Genomic DNA, 14,244 nt, shown 5'->3' on the forward strand with positions numbered 1-14,244 from the left:
GCAAGCGCTGCGGCCAAGCTGGCAATCAACGCTGCGGCAGCCCGTCGCCAAATACGTCCTGCCAGGCCATGTACACCGACACGAACATCACCGGCAGCCACAGCAGCAGCCCCAGGCCGAACGGCAGCATGGCCAGGAACAGCAGCAGCGCCAGCACCACGCCGCACAGCAGCACCGCCGCCCAGTTGGCCAGCCCGCCGGCCAGGCTGCAGCGCATGGCGCGCAACGGGTCGAACCCGGCCAGCACCACCGCCGCCGGCGCAAACCAGTACAGCAAGGAGGCGGCAAACAGCCCTCCGGCCAGCAACACCATGCCCACCAGTTGCTTGCCCAGCGGCAGCGCCTGCATCTGCTGCGGGTCGTGCATGCCACCCATCAGGCCCATCAGCAGCAGCATGAGCAGCAGCATCGCCAGCACCAGCAAACCGAAGTAGCTCAGCCCCAGCCCGATCAGCGGTCGGGCGAAATCCTGGAACGCGGCCAGCACCTCGGCCGGGCGCAGTGTGTCGCCGCGGTCGGCGCGCTGCGCCGCCAGCACGAAGCTGCCGGCAAACAGCGGCGCCACCATGATGGCCAGCAGCTGGCCGATGGCGGGCAGCATGCCCAGCAGCAGCTGCAGCGCTAGGTAGCTGGAGGCAAACAGCAGCCAGGTCAGCGGCTGCTCGCGCACCAGGAAGAACGCCTGCTGCACCCAGCGCCAGCCGTTGATCATCGGCACGCGGCGCGGCGGAAAGGCATGAGAAGGGGGGGATTCGATCACCAGTACACTCCGTTTTGGTACCGCTACGACTACACGCAACGGCAAAGTAATTTTATTACGCCGCAAAGCCAATACCGGCGCGGGCTGGCGAGGTTGCCGCGGTGCGGCAAAATCGGCGATAATCCTATGATTTCGCAACGGTTACATCCGCCGCTTTACCTGACGGTGCGCCGTTGTTCCGGTTCCCTACAAGTTGAGGTTTTCCCCGAATGGTCACCCGAACCGAGCTAGCCAATGCCGTGCGCTTCCTGTCCATGGACGCCGTGGAGAAGGCCAAATCCGGTCACCCCGGCGCCCCGATGGGCATGGCGGATATCGCTGAAGTATTGTGGCGCGATCATCTGAAACACAACCCCGCCCACCCGGACTGGGCCAACCGCGACCGCTTCGTGCTGTCCAACGGCCACGGCTCGATGCTGCTGTACAGCCTGCTGCATCTCACCGGCTACGACCTTTCGATCGACGACCTCAAGAACTTCCGCCAACTGCACAGCCGCACCCCGGGCCACCCGGAATACGGCTACGCGCCGGGCGTGGAGACTACCACCGGCCCGCTGGGCCAGGGCATCAGCAATGCGGTGGGCATGGCACTGGCCGAGAAGATTCTGGCTGCCGAGTTCAACCGCGACGGCTTCCCGGTAGTGGATCACTACACCTACGCCTTCATGGGCGACGGCTGCCTGATGGAAGGCATCAGCCACGAAGCCTGCGCACTGGCCGGCACCTGGGGCCTGTCCAAGCTGATCGGCTTCTACGACGACAACGGTATCTCCATTGACGGCGACGTGGACGGCTGGTTCACCGACGACACCCCGGCACGCTTCGAAGCCTACGGCTGGCAGGTGATCCGCAACGTGGACGGCCACGACGCGGAAGAAATCCAGACCGCCATCGACACCGCCAAGAAGAGCACCGATCGCCCGACCCTGATCTGCTGCAAGACTGTGATCGGCAAGGGCGCACCGAACAAGCAGGGTGGCCACGACGTGCACGGCGCGCCACTGGGCAGCGCCGAAATCGCCGCCGCCCGCGCCAACCTGCAGTGGGCCTACGAACCGTTCGTGGTGCCGCAACCGATCCAGGACGCCTGGGACTGCCGCGCCAAGGGCGCCGGTCTGCAAGCCGCCTGGGACAAGCTGTTCGCCGACTACGCCGCCGCCTATCCGGAACTGGCTGCCGAATTCACCCGCCGCATGGCCGGTGAGCTGCCGGCTGGCTGGGATGCGCACGTGGCCGCCAAAATCGCTGCCGCCAACGACAAGGGCGAAACCATCGCCACCCGCAAGGCTTCGCAGAACGCCATCGCCGCACTGGCCGAGGTACTGCCGGAACTGGTCGGCGGCTCTGCCGACCTGACCCCGTCCAACCTCACCAACTGGCCGGGCTCGGTCGCGGTGACTCCGGAAGCCGGCGGTAACTACATCCACTACGGCGTGCGCGAGTTCGGCATGGCCGCCATCATGAACGGTCTGGCCCTGCACGGCGGCGTGAAACCGTTCGGCGCCACCTTCCTGATGTTCAGCGAATACGCCCGCAATGCACTGCGCATGGCGGCGCTGATGAAGATCAACCCGGTGTTCGTGTTCACCCACGATTCCATCGGCCTGGGCGAAGACGGCCCCACCCACCAGCCGGTGGAACAGATCGCCACCCTGCGCCTGATCCCCAACATGGCGGTATGGCGCCCGTGCGACACCGTGGAATCCATGGTGGCGTGGGCCGAGGCGCTGGCAGCCAAGGACCACCCGTCGTGCCTGATCTTCAGCCGCCAGAATCTGCCGTTCGTCAGCCGTGACGCCGCGCAGATCGACGGCGTGAAGAAGGGCGGCTACGTGCTGCGCGATGCGGCCAACCCGCAAGCGGTACTGATCGCCACCGGCTCGGAAGTGGAACTGGCGCTGAAGGCACAGGAAGCCCTGGCCGCCGAAGGCATCGCCGTGCGCGTGGTGTCCATGCCGTGCACCAACGCCTTCGACAAGCAGGACAAGGCCTACATCGCCTCCGTACTGCCGGCCGGCGTGCCGCGCGTGGCCATCGAGGCCGGTGTCACCGACATCTGGCGCAAGTACGTGGGTCTGGAAGGCGACGTGGTCGGCATCGACCACTTCGGCGAATCCGCTCCGGCCGGCGAGCTGTTCAAGGAATTCGGCTTTACCGTGGACAACGTGGTCGCCAAGACCAAGGGCGTGCTCCGCGCATAACTGACAGGCCGCCCCGCCACGTGTAGGGGCGGCCGCTTCATTTCTGTGCCACCAGACCGGCAAAAGCCGGCAGCCATGGGCACATTCCGGTTTCAGACATTTTTCTTGGGAGAGAAAACATGACCATCCGTATCGCGATCAACGGCTACGGCCGTATCGGCCGCCAGGCGCTGCGCTCCATCTACGAATACAACCTGCGTAACGAGTTCGAGATCGTGGCTGTCAACGCCTCCGGCGACCTGGCTACCAACGCGCACCTGACCAAGTTCGACACCGTGCACGGCCGCTTCAATGCCGAGGTGAGCAACGACGAGCACAACCTGATCGTCAACGGCGACGTGATCCCGTTCTTCTCCACCCGCAACCCGGCCGAACTGCCGTGGGACAAGCTGCAGGTGGACCTGGTGCTGGAATGTACCGGCTCGTTCACCACCAAGGAAAAGTGCCAGGCGCACCTGAACGCCGGCGCCAAGAAAGTGCTGATCTCCGCCCCGGGCGGTGACGACGTTGACGCCACCATCGTGTACGGCGTGAACCACGACGTGCTGCGCCCGGAAATGACCGTGGTGTCCAACGCTTCCTGCACCACCAACTGCCTGGCCCCGGTGGCCAAGGCGCTGAACGACGCCATCGGCATCAAGAAGGGCCTGATGACTACCATTCACGCCTTCACCAACGACCAGGTACTGACCGACGTGCGTCACAAGGACCTGCGCCGTGCGCGTTCCGCCACCGACAACCTGATCCCGACCAAGACCGGCGCCGCCAAGGCCGTGGGCCTGGTACTGCCGGAGCTGAAAGGCCGTCTGGACGGTTTCTCGGTACGCGTGCCGACCATCAACGTATCGCTGGTTGACCTGACCTTCACCGCCATGCGCGATACCACCAAGGATGAAATCAACGAGATCATCAAGGCCGCCTCCGAAGGCAGCATGAAAGGCACGCTGGGTTACAACACCCTGCCGCTGGTCTCCAGTGACTTCAACCACAGCACCGAAGGCTCCATCTTCGACGCCACCCTGACCAAGGTGACCGGCGGCAACATGGTGAAAGTGCTGGCCTGGTACGACAACGAGTGGGGCTTCTGCCAGCAGATGCTGAAAACCGCCAAGGCTATGTTCGAGGCGAAGTAAACCGGGACTGATGCGGCCAACCTGCGGGTTGGCGCCAGCCTGGTAGGGTGGGCCGCTTGCGGCCCACGCCACTGTTACCCATTTGCCGCTGTCCGGTTTACCGGCAGCGGCACAATGACTATGGCGGGCAGCATGCCCGCCCTGCCTAGCTGAGGAGAAAACATGCAATTCAAGAAACTGACCGACCTGGCCCTGGCCGGCAAACGCGTACTGATTCGCGTGGACATGAACGTGCCGGTAAAAAATGGCGTGATCGGTGACGACACCCGCATCCGCGCCAGCCTGCCGTCCATCGAGCACTGCCTCCAGGCCGGCGCCAGCGTGATCCTGATGACCCACCTGGGCCGCCCCACCGAAGGCGAGCCGAAGCCGGAAGACAGCCTGGCACCGGTAGCCACCCGCCTGTCCGAGCTGCTGGGCAAGGCCGTTACCGTGTCCGACAACTGGCAGGCTGGCCTGCAGTTGGCCGCAGGTGACGTGGTGATGCTGGAAAACGTGCGCCTGAACAAGGGCGAGAAAAAGAACAACGAAGAACTGGGCCGCGCCTACGCCAGCCTGTGCGACATCTTCGTCAACGATGCCTTCGGCACCGCGCACCGCGCCGAAGCTTCCACCCATGCCGTGGCCAAGTTCGCCCCGGTAGCCTGCGCCGGCGTGCTGCTGGCTGCCGAGCTGGAAGCACTGGGCAAGGCACTGCAAGCGCCCGCCCGCCCGCTGGTGGCGATTGTTGCCGGCTCCAAGGTATCCACCAAGCTCACCATCCTGGAAGCGCTGGCCGACAAGGTAGACCAGCTGATCGTCGGTGGCGGCATCGCCAACACCTTCCTGCTGGCCGAAGGCAAAACCATCGGTAAGTCGCTGGCCGAAGCCGACCTGGTGGACGAGGCGAAGAAAGTCATTGCCAAGATCCGCGCCCGCGGTGGCGACGTGCCGCTGCCGAGCGATGTGGTGTGTGCCAGCGAATTCGCCGAAACCGCCGCCGCCACGCTGAAGAACGTGGCCGAGGTGACCGCCAACGACATGATCCTGGACATCGGACCGCAGTCCGCTGCCGAACTGGCCCAGATCGTGGCCAAGGCCGGCACCGTGGTGTGGAACGGCCCGGTCGGCGTGTTCGAGTTTGCGCAGTTCAGCGACGGCACCCGCGTGCTGGGCGAAGCCATCGCCAAGTCGCCGGCGTTCTCGATTGCCGGTGGTGGCGACACCCTGGCGGCCATCGCCAAGTTCGGCCTCACCGACGACATCAGCTACATTTCCACCGGTGGTGGCGCCTTCCTGGAGTTCCTGGAAGGCAAGGAGCTGCCGGCGGTAGCAATCCTGGCCGAACGCGCCTGAGGCTGCGCTGGTCTGCGGCCAACGTTGGCCGCAGACCAGCGCTTAAACGCCGCTGCGCGCGCCCGCTCGTGCGGGAACAGCCGGCGGCGGCAACACCTGCACGGCGTGTAACTTGCCGGGTACAGGCCTGCGGCCTAGACTCGGCAAGACTGTTTTCAAGGAGCAGCGATCATGGCATTCAATACCTGGCTTATCTTCGTGGTGACGGTGTTCTTCGTGTCCGCCACCCCCGGCCCCAACATGCTGCTGGCGATGAGCCACGGCATCCGCTTCGGCCTGCGCGGCGCGCTGCCGACCATGGCCGGGCTGCTGCTGGCGCTGGGCCTGATCATGGCCGGTTCCGCCGCCGGCCTGGGTGCCTTGCTGGCCACCTCCGAACTGCTGTTCTCCATCGTCAAGTACGCCGGTGCCGCCTACCTGGTGTGGCTGGGCTACCAGGCCTGGCGTGCGCCGGTCAGCGCCGACAACACCGCCAGCAAAGCTGACAGCGATGTCGCCGTCAGTGGCTGGCAGCGCTTTCGCACCGGCTTCCTGGTGGCGATGAGCAACCCGAAGGCGTTCGTGTTCTTCACCGCGTTGTTCCCGCAGTTCATGCGTGCCGATGCGCCGCAGCTGCCGCAGCTGGTGGTACTGGCCGGCACCTTCTACGTGATCGAAAGCAGCTGGCAAGTGGTGTACGCCTTTGGCGGCGCCAAGCTCAAGCACTGGCTGACCAGCCCGCTGCGCCAGCGGCTGATGAACCGTTTTGCCGGCGGCTCGTTCATGGCAGCCGGTATTGCACTGAGCACCGTGAACCGCGCGTAGTCCCCGCGGCCAACCTTTTCCCGCGCCGGCCACGGCGGGCGCGACAAGCATTCAACTACTGGAGATTCACACCATGGCACTCGTTTCGATGCGTCAGCTGCTGGACCACGCAGCAGAATTCAGCTACGGCCTGCCGGCCTTCAACGTCAACAACCTGGAACAGATGCGCGCCATCATGGAAGCCGCCGACAAGGTCGACGCCCCGGTGATCGTGCAGGCTTCGGCCGGTGCGCGCAAATACGCCGGCGCGCCGTTCCTGCGCCACCTGATCCTGGCGGCGGTGGAAGAATTCCCGCATATCCCGGTGGTGATGCACCAGGATCACGGCACCAGCCCGGACGTGTGCCAGCGCTCGATCCAGCTGGGTTTCAGCTCGGTGATGATGGACGGCTCGCTGAAGTCCGACGGCAAGACCCCGGCCGACTACGACTACAACGTCGACGTCACCCGCACCGTGGTCAACTTCGCCCACGCCTGCGGCGTGTCGGTGGAAGGCGAGATCGGCTGCCTGGGTAGCCTGGAAACCGGCATGGCCGGCGAGGAAGACGGTGTCGGCGCCGAAGGCGTGCTCGATCACAGCCAGCTGCTGACCGACCCGGAAGAAGCCGCCCAGTTCGTCAAGGACACCGGCGTCGACGCGCTGGCGATCGCCATCGGCACCAGCCACGGCGCCTACAAGTTCAGCAAGAAACCGACCGGCGACGTGCTGCGCATCGACCGCATCAAGGAAATCCACGCCCGCATCCCCAACACCCACCTGGTGATGCACGGCTCCTCCAGCGTGCCGCAGGAATGGCTGCAGATCATCAACGAATTCGGCGGCGAGCTGGGCGAGACCTACGGCGTGCCGGTGGAAGAGATCGTGGAAGGCATCAAGCACGGCGTGCGCAAGGTGAACATCGACACCGACTTGCGTCTGGCCTCCACCGGCGCCATCCGCCGCTTCATGGCGCAGAACCCGAAAGAGTTCGACCCGCGCAAATACCTGGCCGCCAGCACCGTGGCGATGCGCGACATCGTGATCGCCCGCTACGAGGCGTTCGGCGCCGCCGGCATGGCCAGCAAGATCAAGCCGGTGAGCCTGGACAAGATGGCCAATCTGTACCTGCAAGGCCAGCTGGCGCAGATCGTGAAGTAAGCGGCTAGCGCAGTAAAAAACGCCACTCGGCTGAGTGGCGTTTTTTTATGCCTGCGGCCAACGTTGGCCGCATCGCGGGGTGCCGGCGCAGTCCGGCATCGACCGCCGGCTAGGCATGCAGCCGGTCGCGGAACAGCGCGGCGATCAGGTCGGACTGGCTGATCATGCCCACCAGCGTGCCATCGCCACTCAGCACCGGCACATGGTGCAGGCCGCGCTCGGCGAACAGCGGCACCAGCTCCACCAGGTGCAGGCCTTCGCGCACGCTGATCACCGGGCTGCTCATGATCGCCGCCACGCGGTTGGCGGCGCTGCGCCCGCCCAACAAGCGCGCCAGCCGCTCGCGCAGCCCTTCCGGCGTACCGTCCAGCCGCTTGAGAAAATCCACCAGCGACACCATGCCCAGCACCTGACCAAACTCGCCCACCACCGGCAGGGCGCGCACCTTGTGGCGGCGCAGCAGGCGCCAGGCCTCCTGCAGGCCGGTATCGGCGCGCAGCGTCACCACGTCGCGGGTCATGATGTCGCGGCAGCGGATATCGCCCAGCCGGCGGCGGTAGGCGTGCATCTCGGCCAGCGTCATCACCTGCTCCAGATCGTCGCGACTGATATCGAGCAGGTGGTTGAAACCGGCCAGCGCCGCGCTGACGTCATCGTCCTGGATGCCCAGCCGCGCCAGCGGCGACGGGTCGCGCACCTGGTGACGATTGGGCGCCGGCAGCGGGCGCGGGTAGGGGCGGCGCAGCAGATAGCGGTTGAGCAGCACGGCAAACAGCAGCATCAGCAGCGCGTTGCTCAGCACCAGCCCGACGAAGCCGAAACCCATGGCCTGCACCGCCGGGCCGCCGATCACCGCGTTGAGCGCGATCGCGCCGCCCGGCGGGTGCAGGCAGCGCAGCGCAATCATGGCGAAGATGGCCAGCGCCACCGCCAGCCCGGCGGCCAGCACCGGCACCGCCACGTAGTGGGCGCACAGCACGCCGATGGCGGCCGACACCAGGTGGCCGCCCACCAGCGGCCACGGCTGCGCCAGCGGGCTGCTGGGCAGCGCGTACAGCAACACCGCGGCGGCGCCCATCGACGCCACCAGCATCGGCGCTGGCCCCAGCAGCCAGTGGGTAAGTAGGCCGGTGCTGGCAATGGCCAGCAGGGTGGCCACGGTGACCGCCAGCCGTTCGCGCTGGCCGATTACCAGCGGCTCCGGCCACCAGCGCCCCAGTTGGCCGCGCAGGGCGACCGGAAAGTGCATCAGTTTCGCAATCATCCGGCCATTGTAGAGAAGATGTATTTCAACTGTCACTTAGCAGATACCGCCGGCACGGGCTGGCGGGCGGATGCGACTTGGCCGCTGCGGATGGCTTGCGTACACTGCTGTCATGAGCGAACTTTTCTCCCCCCTGGAATGGGTCTTCGTCATCATCCTGGCGTTGGTGCCGCTGGCCGGCATCGTGCTGCACCTGTGGATCATGCTGCTGCGGCCGCCCAAGACGCCGCCGGCTGACGACGACCAGTCCAAATCCTGACCCGCGCCCCAGCGGCAAACCGCCCTGATCCCGAAAGGAAAGCAGCATGGCAATGGACGTGATCGATTACGAGATTTTCGGCGACGACATGCAGTACGTCGAAGTGGAACTGGACCCGGGCGAGGCCGCGGTCGGCGAGGCCGGCGCGCTGTACTACATGGAAGACGGCGTCAGCATGGACACCATCTTCGGCGACGGCTCGGCCAGCCAGAGCGGCCTGTTCGGCAAGCTGCTGGGCGCCGGCAAACGGCTGATTACTGGCGAATCGCTGTTCACCACCGTGTACCAGAACCAGAGCACGCAGAAGCGCAAGGTGGCGTTTGCCGCCAGCTACCCGGGCAAGATCGTGCCGGTACACCTGCTGGAGCTGGGCGGCACGCTGTATGCGCAGAAAGACAGCTTTCTGGCCGGCGCCAAGGGCGTGAGCCTGGGGCTGGCGTTCCAGAAGAAGATCGGCACCGGCCTGTTCGGCGGCGAAGGCTTCATCATGCAGAAGCTGGAAGGCGACGGCTATGTGTTCCTGCATGCTGGCGGCACGTTGACCTGCCGCCAGCTGCACCCGGGCGAGACGCTGCGGGTGGATACCGGCTGCGTGGTGGCCTACCAGCCGAGCGTGGATTTCGACATCGAGTACGTCGGCAAGCTCAAGAGCGCGCTGTTCGGCGGCGAGGGCGTGTTCTTCGCGCGCCTGACCGGCCCGGGCAAGGTGTGGCTGCAGTCACTGCCGCTGTCACGCCTAGCCGACCGCATCCTGGCCGCCAGTCCGCGCGCCGGCGGCCGCAGCAGCGAGCAGGGCTCGATCCTGGGTGGGTTGGGCGATCTGATCGACGGCGACGATTGACACTGCGGCCAACGTTGGCCGCATAAAACAAAACCGCCCGTGGCAGCACGGGCGGTTTTTTATTGCCGTGGCAGGCCGGCGCTTACTTGCCGCCGACGCCCAGCTTGCTACGGCGGGCTTTCACCGCATCGGCCAGCGTTTGCAGCGTGGTTTCGGTGTCGTCCCAGCCGATGCAGGCATCGGTGATGCTCTGGCCGTAGGTCAGGTTGCAACCCGGCTTCAGGTCCTGGCGGCCTTCCACCAAGTGGCTTTCCACCATCACGCCGAAGATGTGGTTGTCGCCGGCGGCCAGCTGGCCGGCCACGTCCTGGCACACTTCCATCTGCCGCTTGTAGTCCTTGCGGCTGTTGGCGTGGCTGAAATCCACCATCAGCTTCTGCGGCAGGCCGACGGCGGCCAGCTCGGCGGCAGCGGCCTTGACGAAGCGCTCTTCGTAGTTCGGCTCCTTGCCGCCACGCAGGATCACGTGGCAATCCGGGTTGCCGCCGGTTTCCACGATGGCGGAGTGGCCGGTCTTGGTCACCGACAGGAAATGGTGCGATACGCTGGCGGAACGGATGGCATCCACCGCGATCTTCAGGTTGCCGTCGGTGCCGTTCTTGAAGCCCACCGGGCAGGACAACCCGGACGCCAGCTCGCGGTGCACCTGCGATTCGGTGGTGCGCGCGCCGATGGCGCCCCAACTGATCAGGTCGGCCAGGTACTGCGGGGTGATCATGTCGAGGAATTCGGTGGCGGCCGGCATGCCCATGCTGTTGAGGTTGAGCAGCAGGCGGCGGCCGATGCGCAGACCGGCGTTGATGTCGTAGGACTCGTCCAGGTGCGGATCGTTGATCAGCCCTTTCCAGCCCACGGTGGTGCGCGGTTTTTCAAAGTACACGCGCATCACCACCACCAGTTCGCCGGCGTATTTTTCGCGCAGCGGCAGCAGGCGGCGGGCGTACTCTTCGGCCGCGGCCGGGTCGTGGATGGAACAGGGGCCAATCACCACCAGCATGCGGTCGTCTTCGCCGCGCAGCAGGCGAGCGATGTCCCGGCGGGTATGGTAGATCAGCTCGGCGGCCGGCTCGTTGATCGGCAGTTCGTACAGGTGCGCGATCGGGGGCAGCAATTCCTTGATGTCACGGATTCTTACGTCATCGGTCTGGCGGTGCATGATTGTTTTCCTTGCCTGTCTGGCTATCTCTTTGCATAGCAACATTACCTGCTTGCACCCGCCGTGCCAAGCCTGCTGCGGCAAAACAAAAGGGCACCCCGCGGGGTGCCCTTGTGCTGCGGCCAACAGCAATCAGTCTGCGTACTGGCGTTTCATGCGCTCGCGGCGTTCCTGCGCTTCCACCGACAGGGTGGCGGTAGGGCGTGCCAGCAGGCGCTTGAGGCCGATCGGTTCGCCGGTGTCTTCACAGAAGCCGTAGGAGCCGTCGTCGATCAGACGCAGGGTGGACTGGATCTTTTGCAGCAGTTTGCGCTCGCGGTCACGGGTGCGCAGTTCCAGTGCGTACTCCTCTTCCAGCGTGGCGCGGTCAGCCGGATCCGGCGTGGCCTCCTGCTCTTGCAGATGGCTGGCCGTGGCATTGGCGTTGCCCAACAGCTCTTGCTGCATCTGCAGCAGGCGCTCCTTGAAGAACTCAAGGTGGTCGGCGTTCATATAGTCGTCGCCGGACCAGTTGAGGATGTCTTGTTCAGTCAGCTTGGCCATGATTTGAGCTTCCAGCTATTAAGAGTTTTGGCAAACAGGCGTGGAAGATTACCGACGGCATACGGAAAGTGCAACACGGTAATGGAACATTCACGGAATTATCTATCTATATAGCGTCCGCGGCACTAAAGCTCAAGCCGCATCGCTGCTGGCCGCCGCGCCAGGCCAGCACAACACCTTAGCGGCCGTTGTACTGGCGCCAGGCAGCATCACTTCTGCGACAGCACCCACTTCACCAGCGTCTTGAGGTCGGCATCGCTGACCTGCGGGTTGGGTGGCATCGGAATGCTGCCCCAGACGCCGGAGCCGCCGGCCTTCACCTTGGCAATCAGCCGGGCCTCGGCGCCCTTGTCAGCGGCGTATTTCTTGGCCACATCCCGGTAAGCCGGACCCACCACCTTTTTTTCCACCGCATGGCAGGCGGTACAGCTGTATTTTTGCGCCAGCTGAAGATTCGCCATGGCCGGAGCGGCCAGCAAGCCGCCGAACACGGCAGCAAACAGCATCTTTTTCATTGCAGTACCTCCACAAGCGCAGCTGCCGGCAGGCCGGCGGGCTGCATGTCCATTACACCGCCAGTTGCAGCTGGGTCAGGAATAGCCCTTCCAGCATACGCAATGGCAGCATCTGCAGCACCTGGATGATCAGCAGCAGGATCAGCGGCGACAGGTCCACACCGCCCACGTTGGCCGCACGGAACGGCTTGAGGTAGGGGCGGGTGAGTGCTTCCAGTACCGGCGACAGCGCATTGTACGGGCTCACCCAGCTGAGGATCGCCTGCACGATCACGGCACCGGCCAACAGGTTCAGCGACTGGCGGAACAGCTCCAGCAACGCTAGCAGCAGCAGGCCGAACCAGGTTTGCGGATTGGCAAAATCGTAAGGCATGGCGTTGAGCGCCAGCACCACGACCACCACCAGCAGCTGCACCAGCAGCGCCAGCAGCAGTGAAGCGCTGTCGTAACCATGCCAGGCCGGCACGCGGCGGCGCAGCGGCAGCACGGCAAAGTTGGTCACCGCCAGCACGAACTGGGTAAACGGGTGCTTGTGCGGTGCACGCGCCAGCTGCAGGTAGAAACGCAGCAGCAGTACCAGCACGAACAGCCCGCCCACGGTGGTCATCAGAAAGCGCAGGGTTTCCAGAATCAGCATGGATCAGTCCTTGGACAGTTCGATGCCCATTTCCACCGAGCGGGCGCGGCAATCCATGGCACCGGCGATGATGGCCTGCTTCACGCCCTCCGCCTCGAAGCGGAAGATCGCACGTTCGGTGGTGCCCCCCTTGGACATCACGTTCTGGCGCAGGGTTGCCACCGGCAGCGGGCTTTGCCGCGCCAGTTCCACCGCGCCGTCGAAGGTGGCCAGCACCAGGCGGCGCGCTTCGTCTGCAGCAAAGCCGGCCTGCACCGCGCCTTCGATCATGCTTTCGATAAAGTAGAACACGTAGGCCGGACCACTGCCGGACACGCTGGTGATGTCGTCGATGCCGGTTTCGTCCGCCAGCCAGGTGGTGGTACCCACTGCCTGCATGATGCTGGTCGCCGCCGCGCGGTCGGCCTCGCCCACGTTGGCCGCGGCATACAGGCCGGATACGCCCTTGCCCACCATGGCCGGGGTGTTCGGCATCACGCGCACAAGGCGCTCGCTGCCCAGCCAGCGCGCCAGCGCCTCGCAGCGGATGCCGGCGGCAATCGATACCACCAGCGCGCCACCCAGCACCGGCGCCAGCGCCAGGCAGACATCCCGCAGCGCCTGCGGCTTCACCGCCAGGACCACCACGTGGTCGGCCCCAAACTGGGCCGGCAGTGCCGACACGGCTTCCACGCCAAATTGCTGCTGCAGCTGGGCGCGCTTTTCTTCGTGCAGTTCGACCACACGGATATGGTGCTCGCCGCTTTGTACCAGCCCGCCGATGATGGCCGTCGCCATATTGCCGCCGCCAATGAAGGTAATCTGCATCATTTCGCCTTTGTAGATTGTATACATTTGTTTGAGCAAAGCATGATAGCTCAGGCCGGATAGTGCCGGGCGCCAAAGATGGCAGTACCCACCCGCACCATGCTGCTGCCGGCAGCCACCGCCTGCGCCATGTCGGCCGACATGCCCATCGACAGCGTATCCAGCGGCATACCCTCGGCCGCCATCTGCTGCTGCAACTGGCGCAGCACGGCAAAGCGTGCGGCCAACAGCGCCGGATCCGGCGTGGGTTCGGGAATGCACATCAGCCCGCGCACGCGCAGCCCGGGCAGCGCAGCTACCGCGCGCAGCAACGCTGGCGCGTCTTGCGGGGCACAGCCACTCTTGCTGTCTTCGCCGGAAACATTCACCTGGATGCAAACATTCAGCGCCGACAGCGCCGCAGGACGCTGTGCCGACAGGCGCTCGGCAATCTTCAGCCGGTCGACGGAATGCACCCAGTGCGCCAGCTCGGCCACGATGCGGCTCTTATTGGATTGCAGCGGGCCGATGAAATGCCATTCGATGGCCAGGTCGGCCAGTTCACGGCATTTGCTCTGCAGCTCCTGCACATAGTTCTCGCCGAATGCCCGCTGCCCGGCAGCGTATGCTTCACGAATGGCCGCCGCCGGAAAGGTTTTGCTGACCGCCAGCAGCTGGACGTCCTGCGCCGGTCTGCCGGCGGCCTGCGCCGCGGCGTCCAGTTTGCTGCGTACCTGCTGCAATGCCTGTGCGAGTTGCGTCATGTGACTATGTGGATTCTTTCGATGTGGCCAACAGACAGCTGCGCTTGCTACGCCATGGCAAGCATGCGTATCGAGCGCGGTGACCAAACAAGGCTGCCATGTTCGCGG

At 65.1% G+C, this 14,244-nt stretch carries 15 protein-coding genes; 7 read left to right on the forward strand and 8 right to left on the reverse strand.

The window, feature by feature from the left end; all coding sequences use genetic code 11:
* Nucleotides 1–25: 25 nt before the first annotated feature.
* Nucleotides 26–760 (reverse strand): BPSS1780 family membrane protein, encoded by a 735-nt coding sequence (locus tag ABNW52_RS04555; protein ID WP_349584619.1) that lies wholly within the window; start codon nt 758–760, stop codon nt 26–28.
* Between the two features lie 209 nt (nt 761–969).
* On the opposite strand from ABNW52_RS04555, the gene tkt reads away from it, so the two are divergent.
* The 5 genes from tkt (at nt 970) to fba (ending at nt 7,371) form a co-directional block, all read left to right on the forward strand.
* Nucleotides 970–2,961 (forward strand): transketolase, encoded by a 1,992-nt coding sequence (gene tkt, locus ABNW52_RS04560; protein WP_349584622.1) that lies wholly within the window; start codon nt 970–972, stop codon nt 2,959–2,961.
* A gap of 119 nt (nt 2,962–3,080) precedes the next feature.
* The gene (gene gap / locus ABNW52_RS04565; RefSeq protein ID WP_349584625.1) at nt 3,081–4,094 is read left to right on the forward strand and encodes a type I glyceraldehyde-3-phosphate dehydrogenase; all 1,014 of its coding nucleotides are present in this window, start codon (nt 3,081–3,083) and stop codon (nt 4,092–4,094) included.
* Between the two features lie 162 nt (nt 4,095–4,256).
* A complete protein-coding gene (locus ABNW52_RS04570; protein WP_349584628.1) occupies nt 4,257–5,429 on the forward strand; it encodes a phosphoglycerate kinase in 1,173 nt (390 codons plus the stop codon).
* 171 nt (nt 5,430–5,600) lie between these two features.
* On the forward strand, nt 5,601–6,233 hold the full coding sequence (locus ABNW52_RS04575) for a LysE family translocator (RefSeq protein WP_349584630.1): 633 nt from the start codon (nt 5,601–5,603) through the stop codon (nt 6,231–6,233).
* Nucleotides 6,234–6,306: 73 nt separating this feature from the next.
* Nucleotides 6,307–7,371: a class II fructose-bisphosphate aldolase gene (gene fba / locus ABNW52_RS04580; protein WP_349584633.1), complete on the forward strand. Its 1,065-nt coding sequence runs from the start codon at nt 6,307–6,309 to the stop codon at nt 7,369–7,371.
* Nucleotides 7,372–7,480: 109 nt separating this feature from the next.
* Here the strand turns inward: fba and ABNW52_RS04585 are convergent, their stop codons facing one another.
* Nucleotides 7,481–8,635: an HPP family protein gene (locus tag ABNW52_RS04585; RefSeq protein WP_349584636.1), complete on the reverse strand. Its 1,155-nt coding sequence runs from the start codon at nt 8,633–8,635 to the stop codon at nt 7,481–7,483.
* A gap of 112 nt (nt 8,636–8,747) precedes the next feature.
* On the opposite strand from ABNW52_RS04585, the gene ABNW52_RS04590 reads away from it, so the two are divergent.
* Together ABNW52_RS04590 and ABNW52_RS04595 are read left to right on the forward strand one after the other, a co-directional pair.
* Nucleotides 8,748–8,894: a hypothetical protein gene (locus ABNW52_RS04590; RefSeq protein ID WP_349584638.1), complete on the forward strand. Its 147-nt coding sequence runs from the start codon at nt 8,748–8,750 to the stop codon at nt 8,892–8,894.
* A gap of 46 nt (nt 8,895–8,940) precedes the next feature.
* A complete protein-coding gene (locus ABNW52_RS04595; protein WP_349584640.1) occupies nt 8,941–9,735 on the forward strand; it encodes a TIGR00266 family protein in 795 nt (264 codons plus the stop codon).
* A gap of 82 nt (nt 9,736–9,817) precedes the next feature.
* Here the strand turns inward: ABNW52_RS04595 and aroG are convergent, their stop codons facing one another.
* The 6 genes from aroG to ABNW52_RS04625 all read right to left on the reverse strand — a co-directional run bounded on the left by aroG (nt 9,818) and on the right by ABNW52_RS04625 (nt 14,136).
* On the reverse strand, nt 9,818–10,891 hold the full coding sequence (gene aroG, locus ABNW52_RS04600; RefSeq protein ID WP_349584643.1) for a 3-deoxy-7-phosphoheptulonate synthase AroG: 1,074 nt from the start codon (nt 10,889–10,891) through the stop codon (nt 9,818–9,820).
* Between the two features lie 132 nt (nt 10,892–11,023).
* Complete coding sequence (dksA, locus tag ABNW52_RS04605; RefSeq protein WP_174873000.1) at nt 11,024–11,434, reverse strand: RNA polymerase-binding protein DksA; 411 nt, start codon at nt 11,432–11,434, stop codon at nt 11,024–11,026.
* A 209-nt stretch (nt 11,435–11,643) separates the two neighbouring features.
* Nucleotides 11,644–11,949, reverse strand: coding sequence for a c-type cytochrome (locus ABNW52_RS04610; RefSeq protein WP_349584646.1), 306 nt, complete (start codon nt 11,947–11,949; stop codon nt 11,644–11,646).
* A 52-nt stretch (nt 11,950–12,001) separates the two neighbouring features.
* The gene (locus ABNW52_RS04615) at nt 12,002–12,586 is read right to left on the reverse strand and encodes a YggT family protein (protein ID WP_349584649.1); all 585 of its coding nucleotides are present in this window, start codon (nt 12,584–12,586) and stop codon (nt 12,002–12,004) included.
* A gap of 3 nt (nt 12,587–12,589) precedes the next feature.
* Complete coding sequence (proC, locus tag ABNW52_RS04620) at nt 12,590–13,393, reverse strand: pyrroline-5-carboxylate reductase (RefSeq protein WP_349585033.1); 804 nt, start codon at nt 13,391–13,393, stop codon at nt 12,590–12,592.
* A gap of 50 nt (nt 13,394–13,443) precedes the next feature.
* Nucleotides 13,444–14,136 (reverse strand): YggS family pyridoxal phosphate-dependent enzyme, encoded by a 693-nt coding sequence (locus ABNW52_RS04625; protein WP_349584651.1) that lies wholly within the window; start codon nt 14,134–14,136, stop codon nt 13,444–13,446.
* Nucleotides 14,137–14,244: the final 108 nt, after the last annotated feature.

It is taken from the genome of Vogesella oryzagri (genome assembly GCF_040148885.1).
Taxonomy (GTDB): Bacteria; Pseudomonadota; Gammaproteobacteria; order Burkholderiales; family Chromobacteriaceae; genus Vogesella; species Vogesella oryzagri.

Coding starts and splice junctions, on each gene's coding strand:
- ABNW52_RS04595 (WP_349584640.1), top strand. CDS start 8,941: ATGGCAATGGACGTGATCGATTACGAGATTTTCGGCGACGACATGCAG.
- ABNW52_RS04570 (WP_349584628.1), top strand. CDS start 4,257: ATGCAATTCAAGAAACTGACCGACCTGGCCCTGGCCGGCAAACGCGTA.
- ABNW52_RS04625 (WP_349584651.1), bottom strand. CDS start 14,136: ATGACGCAACTCGCACAGGCATTGCAGCAGGTACGCAGCAAACTGGAC.
- ABNW52_RS04575 (WP_349584630.1), top strand. CDS start 5,601: ATGGCATTCAATACCTGGCTTATCTTCGTGGTGACGGTGTTCTTCGTG.
- ABNW52_RS04615 (WP_349584649.1), bottom strand. CDS start 12,586: ATGCTGATTCTGGAAACCCTGCGCTTTCTGATGACCACCGTGGGCGGG.
- tkt (WP_349584622.1), top strand. CDS start 970: ATGGTCACCCGAACCGAGCTAGCCAATGCCGTGCGCTTCCTGTCCATG.
- aroG (WP_349584643.1), bottom strand. CDS start 10,891: ATGCACCGCCAGACCGATGACGTAAGAATCCGTGACATCAAGGAATTG.
- ABNW52_RS04610 (WP_349584646.1), bottom strand. CDS start 11,949: ATGAAAAAGATGCTGTTTGCTGCCGTGTTCGGCGGCTTGCTGGCCGCT.
- gap (WP_349584625.1), top strand. CDS start 3,081: ATGACCATCCGTATCGCGATCAACGGCTACGGCCGTATCGGCCGCCAG.
- fba (WP_349584633.1), top strand. CDS start 6,307: ATGGCACTCGTTTCGATGCGTCAGCTGCTGGACCACGCAGCAGAATTC.
- dksA (WP_174873000.1), bottom strand. CDS start 11,434: ATGGCCAAGCTGACTGAACAAGACATCCTCAACTGGTCCGGCGACGAC.
- ABNW52_RS04585 (WP_349584636.1), bottom strand. CDS start 8,635: ATGATTGCGAAACTGATGCACTTTCCGGTCGCCCTGCGCGGCCAACTG.
- proC (WP_349585033.1), bottom strand. CDS start 13,393: ATGCAGATTACCTTCATTGGCGGCGGCAATATGGCGACGGCCATCATC.
- ABNW52_RS04590 (WP_349584638.1), top strand. CDS start 8,748: ATGAGCGAACTTTTCTCCCCCCTGGAATGGGTCTTCGTCATCATCCTG.